At 71.2% G+C, this 20,358-nt stretch carries 18 protein-coding genes and 1 tRNA gene; 6 read left to right on the top strand and 13 right to left on the bottom strand.

The annotated features are described in order from the left end of the window. Positions 1 to 38: 38 nt before the first annotated feature. Positions 39 to 1,178, bottom strand: a complete 1,140-nt coding sequence (locus AB0B72_RS11060) for a cystathionine gamma-synthase (protein ID WP_367738439.1) — start codon at positions 1,176 to 1,178, stop codon at positions 39 to 41. 95 nt (positions 1,179 to 1,273) lie between these two features. Then, complete coding sequence (locus tag AB0B72_RS11055) at positions 1,274 to 2,704, bottom strand: DHA2 family efflux MFS transporter permease subunit (protein ID WP_367738438.1); 1,431 nt, start codon at positions 2,702 to 2,704, stop codon at positions 1,274 to 1,276. Between the two features lie 128 nt (positions 2,705 to 2,832). Between AB0B72_RS11055 and AB0B72_RS11050 the strand changes: the two genes are divergently transcribed. After that, positions 2,833 to 3,771, top strand: a complete 939-nt coding sequence (locus AB0B72_RS11050) for a sigma-70 family RNA polymerase sigma factor (RefSeq protein ID WP_367738437.1) — start codon at positions 2,833 to 2,835, stop codon at positions 3,769 to 3,771. Between the two features lie 22 nt (positions 3,772 to 3,793). On the opposite strand, the gene AB0B72_RS11045 is transcribed toward AB0B72_RS11050, so the two are convergent. Then, positions 3,794 to 5,164 (bottom strand): cystathionine beta-synthase, encoded by a 1,371-nt coding sequence (locus AB0B72_RS11045; RefSeq protein WP_367738436.1) that lies wholly within the window; start codon positions 5,162 to 5,164, stop codon positions 3,794 to 3,796. 120 nt (positions 5,165 to 5,284) lie between these two features. On the opposite strand from AB0B72_RS11045, the gene AB0B72_RS11040 reads away from it, so the two are divergent. The 3 genes from AB0B72_RS11040 (at position 5,285) to AB0B72_RS11030 (ending at position 9,026) form a co-directional block, all read left to right on the top strand. Next, complete coding sequence (locus AB0B72_RS11040; protein ID WP_367738435.1) at positions 5,285 to 6,259, top strand: SGNH/GDSL hydrolase family protein; 975 nt, start codon at positions 5,285 to 5,287, stop codon at positions 6,257 to 6,259. Positions 6,260 to 6,306: 47 nt separating this feature from the next. Continuing rightward, a complete protein-coding gene (locus AB0B72_RS11035; protein ID WP_367738434.1) occupies positions 6,307 to 7,668 on the top strand; it encodes a PQQ-binding-like beta-propeller repeat protein in 1,362 nt (453 codons plus the stop codon). A gap of 137 nt (positions 7,669 to 7,805) precedes the next feature. Then, positions 7,806 to 9,026, top strand: coding sequence for an acetyl-CoA C-acetyltransferase (locus tag AB0B72_RS11030; RefSeq protein ID WP_367738433.1), 1,221 nt, complete (start codon positions 7,806 to 7,808; stop codon positions 9,024 to 9,026). A 49-nt stretch (positions 9,027 to 9,075) separates the two neighbouring features. Here the strand turns inward: AB0B72_RS11030 and AB0B72_RS11025 are convergent, their stop codons facing one another. From AB0B72_RS11025 to AB0B72_RS11015, 3 genes are all read right to left on the bottom strand, one after another. Next, positions 9,076 to 9,486, bottom strand: coding sequence for a PPOX class F420-dependent oxidoreductase (locus AB0B72_RS11025; protein WP_367738432.1), 411 nt, complete (start codon positions 9,484 to 9,486; stop codon positions 9,076 to 9,078). Between the two features lie 113 nt (positions 9,487 to 9,599). After that, a complete protein-coding gene (locus tag AB0B72_RS11020) occupies positions 9,600 to 9,818 on the bottom strand; it encodes a DUF4287 domain-containing protein (protein WP_367738431.1) in 219 nt (72 codons plus the stop codon). Between the two features lie 187 nt (positions 9,819 to 10,005). Further along, positions 10,006 to 10,794: a Bax inhibitor-1/YccA family protein gene (locus tag AB0B72_RS11015; RefSeq protein ID WP_367738430.1), complete on the bottom strand. Its 789-nt coding sequence runs from the start codon at positions 10,792 to 10,794 to the stop codon at positions 10,006 to 10,008. Between the two features lie 562 nt (positions 10,795 to 11,356). On the opposite strand from AB0B72_RS11015, the gene AB0B72_RS11010 reads away from it, so the two are divergent. After that, positions 11,357 to 12,745 (top strand): sensor histidine kinase, encoded by a 1,389-nt coding sequence (locus AB0B72_RS11010; protein WP_367738429.1) that lies wholly within the window; start codon positions 11,357 to 11,359, stop codon positions 12,743 to 12,745. 61 nt (positions 12,746 to 12,806) lie between these two features. On the opposite strand, the gene AB0B72_RS11005 is transcribed toward AB0B72_RS11010, so the two are convergent. From AB0B72_RS11005 to AB0B72_RS10975, 7 genes are all read right to left on the bottom strand, one after another. Further along, positions 12,807 to 13,796, bottom strand: a complete 990-nt coding sequence (locus AB0B72_RS11005; RefSeq protein WP_367738428.1) for an asparaginase — start codon at positions 13,794 to 13,796, stop codon at positions 12,807 to 12,809. A 37-nt stretch (positions 13,797 to 13,833) separates the two neighbouring features. Further along, positions 13,834 to 14,655: a Clp protease N-terminal domain-containing protein gene (locus AB0B72_RS11000; RefSeq protein ID WP_367738427.1), complete on the bottom strand. Its 822-nt coding sequence runs from the start codon at positions 14,653 to 14,655 to the stop codon at positions 13,834 to 13,836. A 48-nt stretch (positions 14,656 to 14,703) separates the two neighbouring features. After that, the gene (locus AB0B72_RS10995; RefSeq protein ID WP_367738426.1) at positions 14,704 to 15,765 is read right to left on the bottom strand and encodes a PLP-dependent cysteine synthase family protein; all 1,062 of its coding nucleotides are present in this window, start codon (positions 15,763 to 15,765) and stop codon (positions 14,704 to 14,706) included. A 213-nt stretch (positions 15,766 to 15,978) separates the two neighbouring features. Next, a tRNA-Leu gene (locus AB0B72_RS10990) sits at positions 15,979 to 16,051 on the bottom strand. Positions 16,052 to 16,448: 397 nt separating this feature from the next. Continuing rightward, the gene (locus AB0B72_RS10985) at positions 16,449 to 17,039 is read right to left on the bottom strand and encodes an ACT domain-containing protein (protein WP_367738425.1); all 591 of its coding nucleotides are present in this window, start codon (positions 17,037 to 17,039) and stop codon (positions 16,449 to 16,451) included. Positions 17,040 to 17,163: 124 nt separating this feature from the next. Then, on the bottom strand, positions 17,164 to 18,492 hold the full coding sequence (locus tag AB0B72_RS10980; protein WP_367738424.1) for an NAD(P)/FAD-dependent oxidoreductase: 1,329 nt from the start codon (positions 18,490 to 18,492) through the stop codon (positions 17,164 to 17,166). A gap of 297 nt (positions 18,493 to 18,789) precedes the next feature. After that, positions 18,790 to 19,155, bottom strand: coding sequence for a nuclear transport factor 2 family protein (locus AB0B72_RS10975; RefSeq protein ID WP_367738423.1), 366 nt, complete (start codon positions 19,153 to 19,155; stop codon positions 18,790 to 18,792). 100 nt (positions 19,156 to 19,255) lie between these two features. Between AB0B72_RS10975 and AB0B72_RS10970 the strand changes: the two genes are divergently transcribed. Next, positions 19,256 to 20,167: a LysR family transcriptional regulator gene (locus AB0B72_RS10970; protein ID WP_367738422.1), complete on the top strand. Its 912-nt coding sequence runs from the start codon at positions 19,256 to 19,258 to the stop codon at positions 20,165 to 20,167. Positions 20,168 to 20,358 lie beyond the last annotated feature (191 nt).

The raw sequence follows: 20,358 nt of genomic DNA, 5'->3' as shown, positions 1-20,358 counted from the left end.
GCGCGAGCGGACCGGCCGGCCGAGAGCGAGCGGGCCGGTCAGCCGAGCGCCTCCGAGAGGTCGGCCAGCAGGTCGTCGATGCTCTCGATGCCCACCGACAGCCGGACGAGGTCGGCGGGGACCTCCAGCGGCGACCCTGCGGCCGAGGCGTGCGTCATCCGGCCGGGATGCTCAATCAGCGACTCGACGCCGCCGAGCGACTCCCCGAGCGTGAACAGCCGGGCCCTGTCGCAGACCGCCACGGCCGCCTCCTCGCCCCCGGAGACCCTGAACGACACCATCCCGCCGAACCGGCGCATCTGCTTGGAGGCGACCTCGTGACCGGGGTGCTCGGCCAGCCCCGGGTAGAGGACCTGAGTCACCTTCTCGTGGGAGAGCAGCAGGTCGACGACCCGCTCGGCGTTGTCGCAGTGCCGGTCCATCCGCACGCCGAGGGTCTTCAGGCCGCGCAGGGTCAGCCACGCGTCGAACGGCCCGGCGACCGCGCCGATGGCGTTCTGATGGTAGGCGAGGCGCTCCCCGAGATCCGCGGAACGGGCCACCAGAGCGCCGCCGATGACGTCGGAGTGGCCCCCGACGTACTTGGTGGTCGAGTGCACCACCACGTCCGCGCCCAGCGCCAGCGGCTGCTGCAGGTAGGGCGAGGCGAACGTGTTGTCCACCACGAGCAGCGCCCCGGCGTCGCGGGAGATCTGCGCGAGCGCGGCGATGTCCGCCACGTTGAGCAGCGGGTTGGTGGGCGTCTCCACCCAGATCATCCGCGTGTCCGGCCGTACGGCGGCGCGGACGGCGTCGGGGTCTCCCAGCGGCACCGGGTCGAAGGAGATCCCCCACGGCTCCAGGACGCGGGAGAACAGCCGGTAGGTCCCGCCGTACGCGTCGTTGGGGATCAGCACATGGTCCCCCGGCCTGCACACGGCGCGCAGCAACGTGTCCTCGGCGGCCAGCCCCGACGCGAACGCCAGCCCGCGGGCGCCGCCCTCCACCGCGGCCAGCGCCTCCTCCAGCGCGGTCCTGGTCGGATTCGCCGAACGGCTGTACTCGTATCCGGCGCGCAGCCCGCCGACGCCGTCCTGCTTGTACGTCGACGTGGCGTAGATCGGCGGCACCACGGCGCCGGTATGCGGATCTGCCTGCTGGCCCGCGTGGATGGCCAGGGTCTCAAAGCCTTCGTTCATGCCGTCGAGCGTAGCCGCCGCCCCGGCCCGCGTAGGGCGCCCCACCCGCCCCGCGAGTCGCTCATCAGGCGGCCACGGCCCAGCCCGCAGGTCGCTCAGGCGGCCACGGCCGGCCCGTGATCGGCTACGGGCGAGGGATCGGACGCGGTGACCGGATGGCGCCCGGCCGTCCGGGACCTCCTGCCCGGGATGGCGAGTGCCGCCACCGCCCCGGCCAGCGACAACGCGCCGCCGACCGCGATCGCCGGGGCGAACCCGCCGGTGAAGTCGGCCGGGCCCGCGTAGCTGCCCGCCTCGCTGAACACCAGGGCCAGCACCGCGACCCCGAACACCCCGCCGAGCTGCCGGCCGGTGTTGAACACCCCGGAGGCCTTGCCGATCTGCTCCGGCGCGACCGCGTTGAGCACGGCGGTCTGGGTGGCGGGCATCGCCATGCTCACACCGGCCCCCGCGACGAGCATCGGCACGATCATCTCCCAGTACGGCACGGACGGTGTGGCGATGAGCGCGAGCGCCCCCATCCCTGCAGCCTGCAGCACCAGGCCGAGCGCGGCCAGCGACCGGGCGCCGACCCGGCTCATCAGCCTCCCCGCCAACGGCGCCACGACCGTCACCGAGGCCGTCCAGGCCAGCAGATGAAGCCCGGCGGCCAGCGGCGAGTCGCCGCGCCCGGTCTGGAAGTACTGCGCCGCGAAGAACAACGCCCCGTAAAGCGAGGCGTACAGGAACACCCCGGCGGCGTTCCCCGCCGCGAAGCCGCGATGCCGGAACAGGCCCAGCGGCACCATCGGCCGCTCGGCGACCCGCTGCCAGACCACGAAGGCGACGGCGCAGACAGCGCCGGCGACCAGCGTCCCGGCCACCTCGGCGCTGCCCCACCCGGCGGCGTGCGAGCGGACCAGCCCCCACACCAGCCCCAGCGCGGCGCCGGTCGCCAGCACCAGCCCGCCGGCGTCCACACCGCCTCCGCCACCACGGCTCTCCGGGATCCGGCGCCGCACCAGCGGGATGACGGCCAGGCCGATCGGCACATTGAGCCAGAAGATCCACTGCCAGGCGAGCCCCTGGGTGACGGCTCCGCCCACCACCGGGCCCGCGACCACCGCGAGACCGGTCAGCCCGGCGAACAGCCCCAGCGCCTTCGGCCGGTCCTGCGGCGGATAGGCGGCGCTGAGCAGCGCCATCGCCAGCGGCATCACCAATGCCGCCCCGGCGCCCTGCACCGCCCGCGCAGCGATCAGCCAGCCCACGCCTGGTGCGAGCGCGCAGGCCGCCGAGGCGCCGGTGAACAGCGCCAGCCCGGACGTGAAGACCAGCCGCCGCCCGAACCGGTCGCCCAGCACGGCGCCGGTCATCAGCAGTACGGCGAAGCTCAGACTGTAGGCGTTCACCGTCCACTCGAGCTCTTCGATCGAGGTGCCGAGATCCAGCCGGATCCGGCTCAGTGCCGTCGTCACCACGGTGGCGTCGAGCGCCACCATCACCGAGGTCGCGGAGGCGAGCCCCAGAACCCATTTTCTGTTCATGTTGAGTACAGACCGGCGGCCCGGCGTGATTGGCCGGGCCCGACCCGACGAATCCGGCGGCCCGCCGGGTCTGTACAAGAGCGGGTCCATACACGAGCGGGCCCGTACGAGAAGGGGAGTGCATCGGGGTGACCGTGATCGAGCAGTCGCATGACGACTTCGTCCGCCTGACGGGGCCGTACCGGCGTGAGTTGCTGACCCACTGCTATCGGATGCTGGGGTCGGTGCAGGACGCCGAGGACCTCGTGCAGGAGACCTATCTGCGTGCCTGGCGGTCGTACCAGGACTTCGAGGGCCGCGCCTCGCTGCGCACCTGGCTCTACCGAATCGCCACCAACGCCTGCCTCAACGCGTTGCGGCACGGCAACAGGCGGGTGCTGCCGGCCGGGCTGGGCGGCCCGGCCACCGACCCGATCGCGCTGGCCCCCCGTGATCCGGAGATCCCGTGGCTGGAGCCGATACCCGACGAGCAGGCCGATCCCGCGGCCATCGTGGCCGGGCGCGCCGGGCTGCGACTGGCCCTCATCGCGGCCCTGCAGCACCTGCCCCCGCGGCAGCGGACGGTGCTCATCCTGCGGGACGTGCTGGCCTGGCCGGCCGAGGAGGCCGCCGACGCGCTCGGCCTCACCCCGGCGGCGGTGCATAGCACGCTGCAACGCGCCCGGGCCCGGCTGGACCGGCTGGAGCCGGCGATCGACGAGATCACCGAGCCCGCCGAGCCGGAGCAGCGCGACCTGCTCGACCGGTACGCCGACGCCTTCGAACGGGCGGACATGGTCGCACTGACCCGGCTGCTGACCGAGGACGCGGTCTGGCAGATGCCGCCCAACCCGTCGTGGTTCGCCGGCCGGGACAACGTCATCCGGCTGCTCTCGGCCAGACTGCGCACCAAGCGGAACCAGCTGGTCGCGGTCCGGGCCAACGGGCAGCCCGGCTTCGCCATGTACCGCGACGGCGAGGCCTTCGCCATCCAGGTCATCACGCTGCGCGGCCCCGCCGTCGCCGCCGTGACGTCCTTCCACGACTCCGCCCTCGTACAGCGGTTCGGGCTGCCGCCCCAGATCTAGACAGGAGCAGCCGGGCGCCCGGTCAGTGGTTGGCGAGGAAGGCGAGGAGGTCCTGGCGGGTGACGAGGCCGACGGGCTTGCCGTCGTCCAGGACGACGGCGGCGTCCGCCTTCTCCAGAGCCTCGACCGCCCGGGCCACCGGCTCACCCGAGCCGATCATGGGAAGCGGCGCGGACATGTGGGAGGACAGCAGGTCGTCGGAGCGGATCCGGCCGTGATAGAGGCCCTCCAGCAGGTCGCGCTCGACGATCGAGCCGATGACCTCGGCCGCCATGACAGGCGGCTCCTCCTTCATCACGGGGAGCTGGGACACGCTGTACTCGCGCATGATCGAGATGGCCGTGCCCACCGACTCGTGCGGGTGGACGTGGACGAACTCCGGCAGCCCGGGCGTCTTGCGGCCGAGCACGTCGCCCACCAGCCCCTCGTCGGTGGCGGTGGTGAGGAAGCCGTAGTCGGCCATCCACTCGTCGTTGAAGATCTTCGACAGGTAGCCGCGGCCCCCGTCGGGCAGCAGCACGACGACCACGTCGTCCGGCCCGGCCGCCTGGGCCACCCGCACGGCCGCGACGACCGCCATCCCGCACGAGCCGCCGACCAGCAGCGCCTCCTCACGGGCGAGACGGCGGGTCATGCCGAAGGAGTCCGTGTCGGAGACCGCGATGACCTCGTCGCAGACCTCGGTGTCGTACGTGGCCGGCCAGATGTCCTCGCCGACGCCCTCCACCAGGTACGGCCGGCCGGTGCCGCCCGAGTAGACCGATCCCACCGGGTCGGCTCCGATGATCTTCACCCGGCCGCCGGAGACCTCCTTGAGGTATCTCCCGGCGCCGCTGATCGTGCCGCCCGTCCCGATGCCGGCGACGAAGTGCGTGATCCTGCCCTCGGTCTGCTCCCACAGCTCGGGGCCGGTGGAGTGATAGTGGCTGGCCGGATTCTCCGGGTTGGAATATTGATCGGGCTTCCAGGCGTTCGGAGTGTCCCGGGCGAGTCGGTCGGAGACGGAGTAGTAGGAGTCGGGATGGTCGGGGGACACCGCGGTCGGGCAGACCACCACCTCGGCGCCGTACGCCCGCAACACCGCGATCTTGTCCTGCGCGACCTTGTCGGGGCAGACGAACAGGCAGCGGTAGCCCCGCTCCTGCGCGACGATGGCCAGCCCCACGCCCGTGTTGCCGGAGGTCGGCTCGACGATCGTGCCTCCCGGCTTGAGCGCCCCGCTGCGCTCGGCGGCCTCCACCATCCGCAGCGCGATCCGGTCCTTGACCGACCCGCCCGGATTGAAGTACTCCACCTTGGCCAGGACCTGGGCCGGCGCGCCCGCCGCCACCCTGCGAAGCCGTACGAGCGGGGTGTTGCCCATCAGCTCGATCAGCGAATCGTGAACGCGCACCGTGAAGACCACCTTGGTTTGCCGAAGCTTGTCAGCCTGCCCCCAGCCGTGGTCCCGAAGGGGTGGTCGGGACTCGGCTAACTTCCTATTCAAACCGTACCGTGACCTGAGGAGGGCGGCGTGATCTGGACGTCCGGCGCGGCGCGCGCCACGCGCCGCATCGTGACCGCCGCCGCTCTCGGCGGAGGCGGGCTGACGGCGCTGGGAGCCGTCACGTACGGCCTGCTGATGGCCGAGGCCGTCGTCGCCCGCAGGATCGTCGGGCAGCCGCACGGCCTCGACGGCCCGCCGGCCGACGGCGTCTACGGCGACCACCCCGGTGAGCCCGTCCACATGGTCCTCCTCGGCGACTCCACCTCCGTCGGCCTCGGCATGCTCCACCCCCATGACACCCCCGGCGTCCGGATCGCCCTCGGGCTCGCCGCGACCGCCGAGCGGCCGGTACGGCTGACCGTGCTCGGCCAGTCGGGCGCGGCCTCGGCCGAGCTGGGCGTCCAGGTCGACCGGGCCCTGGAGGCCGGGCCCGACATCGCCGTCATCTTCGTCGGGGCCAACGACGTGACCACCGCGACCCCGCCCGCCCGCGCCGTACGGCACCTGCAGAAGGCGGTGCGCCGGCTGCGCGAGGCCGGGGCGGAGGTCGTGGTGGGCACCTGCCCGGACCTCGGCACGGTCCAGCCGATCGCGCAGCCGCTCCGCTGGGTCACCCGCCGCTGGTCGCGCCAGCTCGCCGCCGCCCAGACGGTCGCCGTCATCGACGCGGGCGGGCGGACGGTCGCCTTCGCCGACCTTCTCGGCCCCGAGTTCGAGGCCAACCCGGCCGAGATGTTCGGACCTGATCGTTTTCATCCATCTGCCCGAGGTTACCTACAAGCCGCGTACGCAGTGCTACCTTCTGTATGCGCTGCGTTGGGATTGTGGCCCGAGCCCGAACCCATGCGCGTCGAAGGACCGCAATACCTGTTGGCGGCCATGGCCGTAGAGGAACCCGGCACCGAGGTCACCGCGACCCGCGTCGCCGGCCGGGCAGTGGGCCCTCATGGACGATGGGCGGCACTGCTCCGCCGTCGGCCCGGGCCGCTTCCGAACGCCTAGGTACGGTTACCTTTCGCGGCCGGGCCATCACCCCCTGTAGGAGCGAAATGATCCGGCCTCACGCGAAACCCGCTCTGGCGCTCGCCACGACCGTCCTGCTCACGGGCGGCGCACTGGCAGGCTGCTCCGGCAGCGACGACGCCGGAAAGGACTTCCCCGCCTGGCAGAACGCCCAAGTCAACGCCGTCAGCCGCGCCACCACCGGGGCCGGCGTCGCCACCACCACCTCGATGAAGCCCGACGGCACTCTGGAGACCGTCGCGCTCGAACTGTCCACCGGGCGGCGGCTGTGGTCCCAGCCCGCGACCATGGCCGGGCGGCTCCCCGGCATGGGGGTCCAGGCGCCCGCCACCATCGAGACCGGCGCCGGGCAGGCCGTCGTCGTCGCGCTCGACCCCGCCCGCGGCAAGGGCCGGGACGCGGCCGTGCTGGTCGCCCGCGACGCACGGACCGGACGGCAGAGATGGACCAGGCCGCTCCACTCGACCTTCGGGCCGCAGAGGTGCGGGCCGTACGTCTGCGTCTCGGAGAACACCGCACTGACCTCGGCGCGCGTCGTCGTCCTGGAGCCCGGCACCGGCAGGACGTTATGGCGGCTGCCCGGCATCGCCGAGGTCGAATGGTCCGACCCCACCCGCGTCGTGCTGCTCCGCCTCGCCAGCCACCCCGTGCTGGAGGCCCACGCGCTCAAGACCGGGAAGGTCATCTGGCAGCTCCCCATCGAGCAGGCCCTCGGAGAGGGGGTCGACCTGTCCGGCGGCTGGGCCTTCGGCGCGACCGACGACAAGATCGTCGGATACGTGGCGCCCTACACGAACCCGCAGACCAAGCGGACCTCGACGTTCGGGCTGTTCTCCGCCCGGCTCGCCGACGGCGTCGTCGACTGGATGCGGCCGTCGGTGGTCCGCGTCTACCCCAGCGGCAACCCGGCCTTCGCCCCGGTCGTGCGTCCCGTGGACGAACAGGGGCAGTACGGCGGCTTCGCCCGGCTCGACGCGGAGACCGGGCGGGTGATGGGCCAGATCACGCCGGCCCAGGTGCCCGGATCCGGCTGGTGGCTGGCCTTCCCGCCCCACATGGACAAGCTCGGCTTCCTCAAGCGCGACGCCCCCGGCTCGGTGTTCGACCTGATCACCGGGCAGCCGACCCCGGTCAGCGGCGCCAGCGGATGGTCGTTCTGCGTCACCGACCCCAAGCCGCTCGCACTGCGCGGGATGACGCCCGGCTTCTACTCCATCGCGGCGCTGTGCGAGTTCGACCTCGCCACCGGCAAGCGGGTCGCCTCGCCTTCCGCCCCGCCGTCGTGGTTCACCGGCAGCCAGAACGGCTGGCGCCTGTGGCGCGACGAGAAGGGCGCCCTCCACGCCGTCAACGACGGCACCGCCACCACCCCCGGCATGTACGGGTAGATGGGACGGCACTCCTCCGGTAGAAAGTTCTGTTCGAGGCGGGCCTGGGCGTGGCGGGAGCCGTACTGAGGGGTAACCTCCCGGGGAGGGCCCGCCCGATCCCGGGCAGGGTGGCACGGAGCAGTCAGGAGAGTCACATGCCCGAGGCAGTCATCGTGGCGACGGCGCGGTCGCCCATCGGCCGCGCCTTCAAGGGGTCGCTCAAGGACATCCGTCCCGACGACCTGACCGTGCAGATGATCCGCGCCGCGCTGGCCAAGGTGCCGCAGCTCGACCCGAACGACATCGACGACCTGATGCTCGGCTGCGGCCTCCCCGGGGGCGAGCAGGGCTTCAACATGGCCCGCGTGGTGTCCGTGCTGCTCGGGCTGGACAGAGTGCCGGGCACCACCGTGACCCGCTACTGCTCGTCCTCCCTGCAGACGACTCGGATGGCCTTCCACGCCATCAAAGCCGGCGAGGGCGACGTGTTCGTCTCCGCCGGCGTCGAGATGGTCTCCCGCTTCGTCAAGGGCAGCTCCGACTCCCTTCCCGACACCGCCAACCCGCTGTTCCTCGACGCCAAGGGCCGTACGGAGAAGGCGGCCGAGGGCGGCGGTCCGGTGTGGCACGACCCCCGTGAGGACGACGCGGTGCCGGACGTCTACATCGCGATGGGCCAGACCGCGGAGAACGTCGCGGCGCTGAGAGGCGTCTCGCGGCGCGAGCAGGACGAGTTCGGCGTGCGCTCGCAGAACCTCGCGGAGAAGGCGCTCGCGAACGGCTTCTGGGACGGCGACATCACCCCGGCGACGCTCCCGGACGGCACCGTCGTCAGCCGGGACGACGGCCCCAGAGCGGGGACGACGTACGAGGCGGTCGCGCAGCTCAAGCCGGTGTTCCGCCCGGACGGCACGGTCACGGCCGGCAACTGCTGCCCGCTGAACGACGGCGCCGCCGCGGTGATCGTGATGAGCGACACGAAGGCGGCCGAGCTGGGGATCACCCCGCTGGCGAGGATCGTGTCGACCGGCGTCACCGGCCTGTCCCCCGAGATCATGGGCCTCGGGCCGGTCGAGGCGTCCCGGCAGGCCCTGTCCCGGGCCGGCATGGCGATCGGCGACGTCGACCTCGTCGAGATCAACGAGGCGTTCGCCGCCCAGGTCATCCCGTCCTACACCGAGCTCGGCATCGACATCGACCGGCTCAACGTGAACGGCGGGGCGATCGCGGTGGGCCACCCGTTCGGCATGACGGGCGCCCGCATCACGTCCACCCTGGTCAACAGCCTCCGGTTCCACGACAAGGCGATCGGCCTGGAGACCATGTGCGTGGGCGGCGGCCAGGGCATGGCGATGATCCTGGAGCGACTGGCCTGAGACGCGGGCGGGGAGGTCCCGGTGGTCGCCGGGACCTCCCGCCCGGGTATCAGCCCTGGTAGTCGGGTCCGGCCCGGGTGGGCTCCACCCGGATGATCACCCGCTGGTCCCGGACCATCGCGGCCCGGTAGTCGTCCCAGTCGGGGTGCTCCCCGCTGATGTCGCGGTAGTACCGCACCAGGTGGTCCATGGCCTCCGGCAGGGAGACGATCTGCGCCCTGCCCTCGATCTGCACCCATGGGCCGTAGAAGCCGTCGGTCATGACGGTGAGGAAGACCCGCGGGTCCGCCCGCAGGTTGCGCGTCTTGACCGCCGTCTCGCGGGTGCTGATGACGACGTACCCGTCCTCGTCGCAGCCGACGGTGACGGGAGACATCTGCGGCCGCCCGTCGGGGTGGAAGGTCAGCATGACCGCACGGTGGTTGTCCTTGACGAACTCGCGTGCCTTGTCGAGATCCATAGGACCATCATGCAGACAACGAGGCGCCCGCACCGAACCGGTGCGGGCGCATCTGCGCGTGCCGGGCGGGAGATCCGCCCAGCGTGCGGGACGGCCGTAGCCGCCCTGTCGCCCTAGAAGCGGCGGCGCCTCTCATGCTCCCGGACGATGGCGGCGGCGTAGCCGTGGGTCAGCCCGTGCTCGTCGGCGAGCCAGTTGGCCCGCTCTTCGCAGCGCAGGAACGACGGACCGTTGTCGATGGCTTCGAACCACTCGGGGAGGGCACGCCCCGTTATGGACGGGACGCGGGCGATCAGCTTGTTCTGTGTCTCCGGTGAGTGGTTCAACGACATGGGCACCTCCACGGAAAAGGCTGCTTTGTGTCACAGTGCATCACCGGTCCGCGCTTGACAACCCCCCAGGAGACATCGATTCGTTACAGGATGTTGATCGAATGTTGCGCGCCGTACCAACGAATCCTGATATTGGGCACGGTAAGAGCGCTCCCCGGGACGAAGAGCGCTCTTACCGCGTCTCAGCCTAATCGTTGCTTGTGAAGTAGCTGATGAAGCGAAGGATCTCCAGGTAGAGCCACACGAGGCTGACGGTCAGGCCGAAGGCCATCAGCCAGGAGTAGCGCTCGGGGACGCCGGCCCGCACTCCCTGCTCGATCTGGTCGAAGTCGAGGAGCAGGAAGAAGCAGCCGAGAAGGATCATCGCGACGCTGAAGATCCAGCCCATCGGGGTGTCGGCCCGCAGGCCGAGCCCGCCGCTGACGAAGATGCTCGCGATCCAGTTGAGCAGCATCAGGCCGACAGCGGCGAAGCCCGCGGCGATCACGAACTTGGTGAACTTCGGCGTGGGCCGGAAGATCTTCAGGGCGTACACGGCCAGCGTGCCGCCGAACGCGACCATCGTGCCGAGGACGGCCTGCAAGACGATGCCGTTTTCGAAGCGCGCCTGGTAGAAGTTGCTGATCACGCCGATCGCGACGCCGTAGCAGACCGCGTAGCCGAGAATGAGCGCGGGGTTCGTGCTCTGCTTGAACGAGACGATCAGCCCGAGAATCAGGCCGACGATCAACGCGGGCGCCGCGACAGTCCATCCGAGGTCGAAGTACCACGAAAGGGCCGCCGACACGAGCAGTGCGCCGAGCGTCATGAAGCCGCGCACCACGACGTCGTCGAGCGTCATGGGCCGGGTGGCGGGCGGGGCGTACGAGGGCGCGCCGTACATCTCGTCGAGCTGCCGCACGGACGGCGTCGGCATCGACCAGGTCTGCTGGCCGACCGTCCCCCGCCGGCTGAATATGGGGTTCTTGCTTTCCACCGCTGCCTCCAGGACGCGATCACTGTTCAGCCTTGCAAGGGCTTACGTGGGGATGGTGCCCGGGAACCGGCGCTCCGACAAGCGGTGCGCCACTTCACCGTCCGGTCCAACGGTCGGGCACCCGGCGAAGTTCCCCCGAGAGGGCCATCCGCCGCCGGTTCGCCATGGTCACGCGAACCCTGGGACAAACTGGGATATTTCCTTTACTTGAGTCGTTCAAGTTAGTGCTAGCGTGGTGACCGTGCGCAGTGATCGCAGTTCAGGAGGGGCGGGGCAAGAGGATGTCCCGCTCTCCGGCGACTCACCGCGCACGGCATGGCGAGCCGGGGGCGGGCCCCGGCGGGTTGCTCCGCGGGGGCGCAACCGGTCAGGGCCCGCCCCGGGCAAGGCACGCGGCACGGGCGACAACGCCGTCCATGACATCCCGGAGCGTGCCGAACTACCTGATCGTGGTGTCGGAGGGACGGCATTGCCAGAAATTGACCACTTACTCCTCACGCGGACCCGGTTGCCGCTGGCCCGGCTGGGCCCGCAGTCCGTCCGCGGGAGGATCACTGTCTTCGTGACACTGCTCGCCGTGCTGCTCCTGGTCCCGACCGGGATCATCGGGAGCATCCTGTCCCGCCGGGCCTTCTACGACGCGGGCTGGTTGGACGCCCGCGAGCAGGCGTCGCTCACCGCCGCAGGCGTCAGGGTGGGGGACGTGGACGACGCCGTCGTGCCGCGCGTCCAGGGCATCGACCTGATCCAGGTCGTGGGCCCGGGGCAGCGAGTGCTCGCGTCGTCGACCGCCGCTCGGGGGCTGCCGGCGCTCAGCTCGGTGCGGCCGACGACGTTCAGGTCGGCCGGCGCCCTGCGGCACTGCCACGTCGCCCACCTCGGCTGCGTACGGCTGGCCGCCATCCGCGTGATGCCGGCGGCCGCTTCGCCGGTGGTGTACGCCGGCCGCACCGAGTCGGGTCTCACGCCGGTCCAGCAATTCGATCTTCTGTTCGCCGTGGAGGTGGCCGCGTTGCTCATGTTGACGGCCTGGGGGACCTGGAAGGTCGCCGGGCGCACGCTGCGGCCCGTCGAGGGGATCCGCACACGACTGGCGGCGATCAACGTCGACGACCTCGGCACACGAGTGCCCGAACCGTCCGGGCACGACGAGGTGGCCCGGCTCGCACGTACCGTGAACGGCACGCTGAGCCGCATCGAGGAGGCGAAGCAGGTGACAGAACGCGCGCTGCGTCAGCAGCGGGAGTTCGCCGCGGACGCCTCGCATGAGCTGCGGACGCCTCTGGCGGCGCTACGCGCCCAGCTTGAGGAGGCGCAGCTCCATCCCGACCAGACCGACCTGAAGGACCTGCTCGATCACGCGCTGGGTGACCTCGACCGGCTGGAGTCGATCATCACTGACCTGCTCCTGCTGGCGAGGGTGGGCGCGTGCGCCTCGGCCGAGCGCCTGCCGATCGACCTGACCGGCCTGATCCGCGAAGAGGTCGAGCGGCGCAGCGACCAGGTCCCCGTCCGGCTGCGGCTGGAGGGCGGGCTGATGGTGGAGGCCGTGCGCGGGCATCTGGCAAGGCTGCTCACCAACCTGCTGGACAACGCCCAGCGGCACGCCACGAGCGTCGTCGAGGTCTCGCTCCGCTCCGACGGGACGGCCGTCGAGCTCAGCGTCGACGACGACGGAGACGGCGTACCCGAAGGAGAGCGGGAGCGGATATTCGAGCGGTTCACCAGGCTCGACGCCGCTCGCAGCCGCGACCGTGGCGGCACCGGCCTCGGCCTGGCCATCGCCCGCGACATCGCGAAGGCCCACTGCGGGACGCTGACGGCGCGGAAGTCGCCGTCCGGCGGAGCCCGGTTCGTGCTCAGGCTTCCGATCTCCGGATGCGCGGATCAGTCGTCGCCCGCCAGGGCCGCGGCTCCGGCGCCCGCCGGTCGCGCGCTCCGGGCCGTGTAGAGGTCAGGCCTCCGGCGGGTGACGGCCGCATCCGAGAGCCGCGGCGCTTCACCGGCCGGCGTCAGAGGCGGCCGAACCAGTCGCGCACCGCCTGCCGCCCGCCTCCGCCCAGGGCCGCTCCGCCCAAGGCCGCCATGAGGGCGCACCGCGCCTTGACCGGCGCCAGCCCGCGGGCGCCGATGGCCCCGACCTTACCCGCGAGCCCGAGCCCGAGCGGCAGGTCCTCCAGCGGGACCCCCCTTGTACGGCACCGCGAGGCGACGACCACCGGGATGTCCCACTCCGCCAGCTCGGTGATCGCGGTGAACAGGCAGATCGGCACATTCCCCTCGCCGGTGCCCTCCAGCACGATGCCCCGGGCGCCCGCGTCCACGACCGCGGTAAGGATGGCTGGCTCAATATCCGGATATGTCTTGATTAGAGCCACATGTGTCTCCGGATCTCCCACGACCTCGGGCGGCCGGGGCGGAGGCACCGCCCGCATCTCCACCCGTCCCCCGGCGACCCGCCCGAGGACGGAAGCGGGCGCCGAGGAGAAGCCCGGGACGGCGTCGGCGTCCGCCAGCGTGACCCATCGAGCCGCGTGCAGCTGGTCGTCGGCGCAGACCACGGCCCCGGCGCCACGCAGCGCGGGGTCCGCGGCGGCGGCGATGGAGGCGGCGAGGTTGCGCGGGCCGTCGCTGCCCAGCTCGTCGAATGGCCGCATGGCGCCGGTCAGCACGATCCCGCCCCGCTGCGCGGCGGGGCCGGCCAGCAGGTCCACCAGGAACGCCGTCTCCTCCATCGTGTCGGTGCCATGCGTGATCACGACACCGTCGAACCCCTCGTCGAGGATGGCCGAGCGGGCACGACGCGCGAGCCCCAGCATCGTTGAGGGCGACATGTCCCAGCTCGGCTCGGCCATCACGTCCTCCGGCACGACGTGCGCGGCGATCATGCGCGCCGGAATCGCCCAGAGCAGCTCCTGCGCCGACGCCAGCCCCGTACGGCCGGGTGCGGGCGAGTAGGCGATCTTGTCACCGGTCGCCAGGAGCAGAACCCGCCTGTTCATCGGCCGCCTCCTCCAGGCCGCCACCGTGCGTGCGCGGTCACCGCCCGCCCTCGCCCTGCTCGCCTTCGGCCGGGCCGCCATCCCGAGTGGGAGCGCCGGAAGGGGCGGCGAGCCCGGCGTGCCGCTCCAGGCGCTCGATCCGCTCCGAGATGGGCGCCAGCTCCCGCCGGACCACCGCGGCGACGGCCTCGGCGGCGCTCTGGGCCGCCGGCCCGCCGGATGCGGGCGCGGCCTCCTGCGACTGGGCCCGGAGATGGACGTAGCCCGCGAGGGCGGCGGCCACCGCGCGCCGGGTCGGGCGCAGCTCGGCTCCTCTGGCGCGCAGAATCTGCCCCGCCGGCCCGTCCGGCTCGGCGATCAGGCCGAGCAGCAGATGCTCACATCCGACGTAGTTGTGTCCCAGCCCCAGCGCCTCGGTCACCGTCAGCTCCAGGGCCGCCGCCGCCATGGGGTCGAACCGGCGGGCCTCCTCCCCCGCCTGCGTGCCGTCTTCCCCGGTCTCCTCCCGGTTGCCCTTACGGGCGTCCAGGTCCCGTTGGAGCTGGACAGGGTCGATTTCCATGGCCCGCAGCACGTGGAGCGCCAGGTTCTGCCCCTCTGCGAGCATGCCTGAAAGGAGGTGCTCGGTGCCGATGCCGTGGGCGGCTTCGGCGTGGGCCCGATCCCGCGCCAGCTCCAGGACGGCCTTGGTGCGCGCGGTCAAACGCGACATCCGCCCCTCCGGATCGTCCAGCTGAATGGCCGTCACTCGTCGGACGGCCTGCTCCAGGGCCTGCTGACAGATCGCCGAGACCGGGAGCTTCGCCTTCTTGACGGCTTCGGCCAGCTCGTCGGGGAGGTACACGTTGATTTTTGGCATACCCCCTTGATAACCCCAAGGGGGTTACATGTCAACGTCTCCGAGGCGTCATACCTCGCTCGTCCTGTTCACGGCTCCGCCTGCACCGCCCTCTCCGAGAAGGCGCATCAGCCCTCCCTCGTACGCCCGCCAGTCAAGGCCCCTGCTCTCGGCCCAGCGATCGTCATGACATGCGCTCAGGTGACGGGGGTGCGCGTCGCCGATGAGCGTGACGACGTCACCCCGGGCGCCCTCGGCCCGCATCCGCGCGATGAGTTCGAGCGAGCCCCACACATTGGTGCCCGTGGCCGGCCCCACCGCGAGCCCCGTCACCTGGCGGACCCATCGTGCGGCGGCGATACTGGCCGCGTCCGGGACGGGAACGACCACGTCGACGAGCTCGGCGACGAATCCCGGCTCCATGCGCGGACGGCCGACGCCTTCGATCCGGGAAGGCATGCCCGTGCTGTAGTCGGGCACGTCGTAGACCCAGCCGGGAAAGTAGGCGGAGTTCTCCGGATCGACCACCGCCAGCCGTCCCGGCAGACCGTCGGCGCGGAGACGGCGGCCGACCGCGGCGGAGGTCGCACCAGTGCCCGCGCCGACCACGACCCATCGCGGGCACTCACTGACCTGCTCGAACAGCTCGTCGGCCAGGCTCCACCCGCGCCAGCCGACGGTCGCCGCCGACGCGTAGTGATCCATGTAGTGGCCGCCCACCTCGCGGGCCAGCCTCCCGGCCTCCTCGTAGATCGCCAAAGGGGGATCGACGTATCGGCAGGTCCCGCCGAACCGCTCGACCTCTTCGCCCGACGACTTCTTCGGCATCACCGCGATGTAGGGCAGGCCGAGCAACCGCGCGAAGTAGGCCTGGGCGACGGCCATCGAGCCGCCGGTGGCGTCGACGACCGCTCCGCCTTCCACGACGCGCCTCCCCGCGATCGCGTCGGCGAACAGCGCGCGGGACAGGCGATGCTTGAGGCTGCCCGTCGGCTGGGCCGACTCGTCCTTCGCCCGCAGCCGGATGCCCCACGACGCCGGCAACGGCAGCTCGCGGAGCGGCGTGATGCCCGCCTGGGCCTTCTCGTCTTCCAGCCGCGCCAATGCGTCGGCAGGCCATGTGCCCTTCATCTCGTCAACGTACACAGCCCGGCCGTGGTGAAACCCCGGACATCCACGGGCAGCGGCTTTCCGCGCTGATCGCGACGAAGGCCGCCAGCGGCAGCATCAGCGTGATGACGATCATCGGGCAGCCGGGGACGCAGCCGTTCCGTTCCTCCACGCCCGTGGCTCCAGTCCACGCGAAAGGCAGGTCACCGGCTCTTTGCACTGAGATGGCGTCAGTGCCCCCGGTGGGACTCGAACCCACAACGCAGCCCTTTTAAGGGGCTTGCCTCTGCCATTGGGCTACGGGGGCGCCGCGATCATATGTCACGGATAACTCTCGTGTAAGCGAGTTGCGGCGTACGTGACTCGTCCTCCCCCCTGAGCGCGTGCACGGCCCGGGTCCCGGCGGCTCCGGGCGGCAGACAGCGGGCCGCCGAGGCGGTCGATCGGCAAGACGTCGGCGTGGATCGTGACCTGCTCGCGTGCTCCGGCCGTACACCGCGGATCGTGACACGAGTGGCGCGCGGCACCCGGCGGCCGGGCCGGGCACGGACATGCGGCCCCCGCGGGCCACCTCCCATCGAGCCGCCTCGGCGGCTTCGGGATTCGCCTGCACCAGCTTCCCCACGCGGGACCTGATAGAAGGATGCCCCGATGCGGCGCGGTGACCACCCCCTTGACCGTTCCGGTACGGCTGTCGCCCTCCATCACATCACCGCGGCGTCGGCGGGGCGAAAGGAGATGCGGCAGTCCGGCAGGGTGGCCGCCATGCGCCGCATGAGCGATGCCACGTCGGCCCGGCCAGGCAGTTCGACGTCGGCGGCGACGACGAACCGCTCCCGGGCGGCCCGGGTGGTCATCGACGTGATGGCGCAGCCCGCGTCCGCGAGGAGACCGGTGAGCAGCGGAAGGATCTCCGTCCGGGAAGGGCCGTGCACGCGCAGGCCGTAGGCCAGGCGTTCGCCGGGCCTGGGAGCCGTCCACCCGGCGCAAGCCGCCGGCTCGGCGGACGGCGCCGGCCTGCGGGCAAGGTGGTCGCGCTCAGGCCCGGCGGAGAGCGGCGTCCCGCGGGCGAGGTCGGCGACGGCGATCGCCAGGCCCGGGAACCGGCGGGCCAGGCCCTCTCCGAGCAGGTCGCCCCTCGGATCGGCCGAGATCATCAAGGTCATGGCGAGATGGCCGCTGAGCATGGTCAAAGAGGAGTCCGCGATCGCCCCGCGATCCGCCAGTGCCCTCGTGACCTCGGCGATCATCCCGGGACGATCCCTGCCGACCACCGTCACAGCGTAGAGACCCACGCCCGCCCACCTCCGTCGCAGTCGCATAGGGACCGCACCGCCGACGGAAGGGGAAGCCGGCACCCGTGCTGCGGGCGCCGGAGACGGCAGGCGTCCGGGCGGGACACCTGCCGTGCGTCACGGACTAGCGCTTGCGGCCGCTCTCGGCGGCGGCCTTGAACTCGTCGCGCGGATGCTCGATCTCGCCCAGCGAGATCGTCTCCCGCTTGAAGAACAACGACAACGTCCAGTCGGCCACCACGCGGACCTTGCGGTTGACCGTGGGCACCCGCGACAGATGATACGTCCTGTGCATGAACCACGCGGGAAACCCGCGGAGCTTCACGCCGTAGACGTTCGCGACGCCCCGGTAGAGGCCCAGGCCGGCGACCGAGCCAACGTACTTGTGCCGGTAGTCCTTGAGCTTCTCCCCGCGCAGGTACGCGGTGATGTTGTCCCCGAGGACCTTCGCCTGCCGTACGGCATGCTGGGCGTTGGGCGCGCAGTACGCACCGGGGTTGGTCACGTCGGGCACACCGGCGATGTCGCCGGCGGCGAAGGCTCCCTTGACGCCCGCCACGGTGAGCCGGGTCGTGGTCTTGATCCGGCCGCGCTCGTCGAGGGGCAGGTCGGTGGAGTTGACGACCGGGCTCGGCTTGACCCCGGCGGTCCAGACGATCGTGGCGGCCTCGAACTCGTCGCCGTCCGAGGTCTTGACCAGGCCACCCTCGCAGGACTTCAGCAACGTCTCCATCTTGAGCTCGATGCCCCGCTCCCGGAGCTGCTCGGCCGTCCATGTGCCCATCTCGGGGCCGACCTCCGGGAGGATGCGGTCGGACGCCTCGATCAGGACCCACCGCAGGTCCTTCTTCTCGATGCTCGGGTAGTAGCCGATCGCGTCGCCGGTCATGTCCTCCAGCTCGGCGAGGGCCTCGATGCCGGCGAAGCCGCCGCCGACCACGACGAAGGTGAGCGCCCTGCGGCGGATCTCCTCGTCCTCGGTGGACTCGGCGCGGTCGAGGAGGGCGAGGACCCGGTTGCGCAGCGCGATGGCCTCGCCGACGCTCTTGAAGCCGATGGCCGCCTCCGCCAGGCCGGGGATCGGCAGCGTACGCGAGATGGACCCGGCCGCCATGACGACGACGTCGTACTCGATCTCCCGCGCGTGACCGACCGCGGGCTCGAACGTGACGGTCATGGCCTCGTGATGCACCTTGGAGACCCGTCCGTTCAGGATGCGGACCTTCGGCAGCACCCGGCGCAGCGGCGCCACGACGTGGCGGGGGGAGATGTTCCCCGCCGCGGCCTCGGGCAGGAACGGCTGGTAGGTCATGTAGGACTGGGGGTCAATGAGCGTGATCCGCACACTCCCGTCGCGCAGTTCCCCGCGGAGGGTGCGCTGGAGACGCAGTGCCGTGTACAGGCCCACGTATCCACCGCCGACGACGACGATGTGCTTCGACTTGCGGTTCACGAGGGATGCCCTTCGCTCGACTGCTTGTGAAAGCTTTCACAAGGTTACGTCACGACAAGCCATCTACACCAATCCGCCCTTCCTGCAAGATGCGCACATTTTCCGATTTAGAGTGCTTCCTAGCATTCTTCCTGCGGAAACATCGGCAGAACTTCTGTCGGTGACCGACTTCACACTCGTGAAAGCGTTCACAAGCTCCCTTCCAGGGGTGTGCACGCATTCCGGAGACGGTGTTCCCGGCCGGCCGGGCCCCCGGCCGGCCGCCGTACGGGACCGGGGGCCCGGCCTGGCGAGGGTTCAGCGGCCGGGAGGGACGAACTCGGGCTGGTCGAGCAGACGCAGCCAGCTTCCGTCGGGCTGGCGGCGGACGACCTGCGCCCGGGCGCCGGCGCCGTCCTTCGGCGGGGTGGAGGTCAGGGCGATGTCGCCGCTGACGAGAGTCGGCAGCGGCTCTTCCGGTTCGAATCGGGGACGGCCCGCCAGCACCTTCTCCCACAACGCGCGGATGGCTTCCCTCCCGACCGTCTGACCTCCGGGCGGGTAGGCCATCACCGCGTCCGGCTCGTAGAGCGCGGCGACTCCGGCCGCGTCACCGGCGTTGGATCTCTCGACGAACAACCGGGTGATGTCCTCGGGCCGCATGGCCTTCTCGTACTCCGGCATGGAGTCCCTCCTGACGTCGGCTTCAGTGCCCTTCCAGGGTGGCCCGTCCGCCTGCCAGAAGTCCAACAGATGGTTCTCATGGAAGCTAGAATCAGGAGTTATGGACCTGAGGCAGCTGGAGTACTTCGTCGCGGTCGCCGAGGAGCAGAACTTCACCCGGGCGGCCGAGCGGGTCCACATCAGCCAGTCCGGAGTCAGCGCTCAGATCCGCCAGTTGGAGCGCGAGCTCGGCGCCGAGCTGTTCGACCGGTCGGCGCGCACCACCACCCTCACCGTCGCCGGGAAGGCCGCGCTGGAACACGCCCGCGCCGCGCTCGCCGCCACCGAGGCGATCAGCGAGGCGGTGGGTGAGGTGACCGGCCTGATCCGTGGGCGGGTCACGGTCGGAATGGTCATCGGATGCACCGTCACACCGCTGTTCGACGCCCTCGCCGCGTTCCATCAGGCGCATCCGGGAGTGGAGCTCTCACTGCTGGAGGACGGCTCGGACCGGCTCATCGAGACCGTGCGCGCCGGCGCCGTCGACCTGGCGCTCATCGGCGCCGCGACCGCCACCCCCGAGGGCCTGGACGCGATGACGATCATCAGCGAGCGGCTCGTCGTGGCGGTGCCGGCCGGGCATCCCCTGGCGGAACGGCGGCGGGTCACCCTGCGCGACGTAGGCGCGCATCCGATCGTGTGCATGCCACCGGGGACCGGCCTGCGCGCGGTGTTCGACCAGGCCTGCGCCGCACAGGGCCTCCAGCCGGTGATCGCGCTCCAGGCGAGCGCCGCCGACGCCATCGCCGACCTCGCTTCCCGTGGCGTCGCCGTCGCCGTCCTGAGCGAGTCGATGGCCGCCCACTACCGCGACCGGCTCACCGCCCGGATCATCGAGGACGTCGAGACACCCGCGTTGCTGGCTCTGATCTGGAAGACCACGCGCAACCCAGCCGTGCGCGAGCTTCTCCTGCACAGCCGGCGAGCGTTCGCCAAGCCTCACACATCGGCCGGGACACCTCCCGGCTCATGATGCGTGCCCCGCCCGGTCTCCCCTGCACAGCGCGTCGCCGTTCCGTCTGGAGAGCGAGCCGTTCAGGGACGTGGGAGGCCTCGGAGCGGCTCGCCGGAATCACCTACCACTTCCGCTGAAGCGCACCACCGTGCCCGCTCCTTTTCGCCTCTGAGCACGGCGGCTGATTGTTGATTAAACGTTAGTCCCGT

This window comes from Microbispora sp. NPDC049125, assembly GCF_040802045.1.
Classification (GTDB): domain Bacteria; phylum Actinomycetota; class Actinomycetes; order Streptosporangiales; family Streptosporangiaceae; genus Microbispora.
Note: the sequence above shows the minus strand (reverse complement) of the source record. Positions and strands in the feature narration are given on the sequence as shown.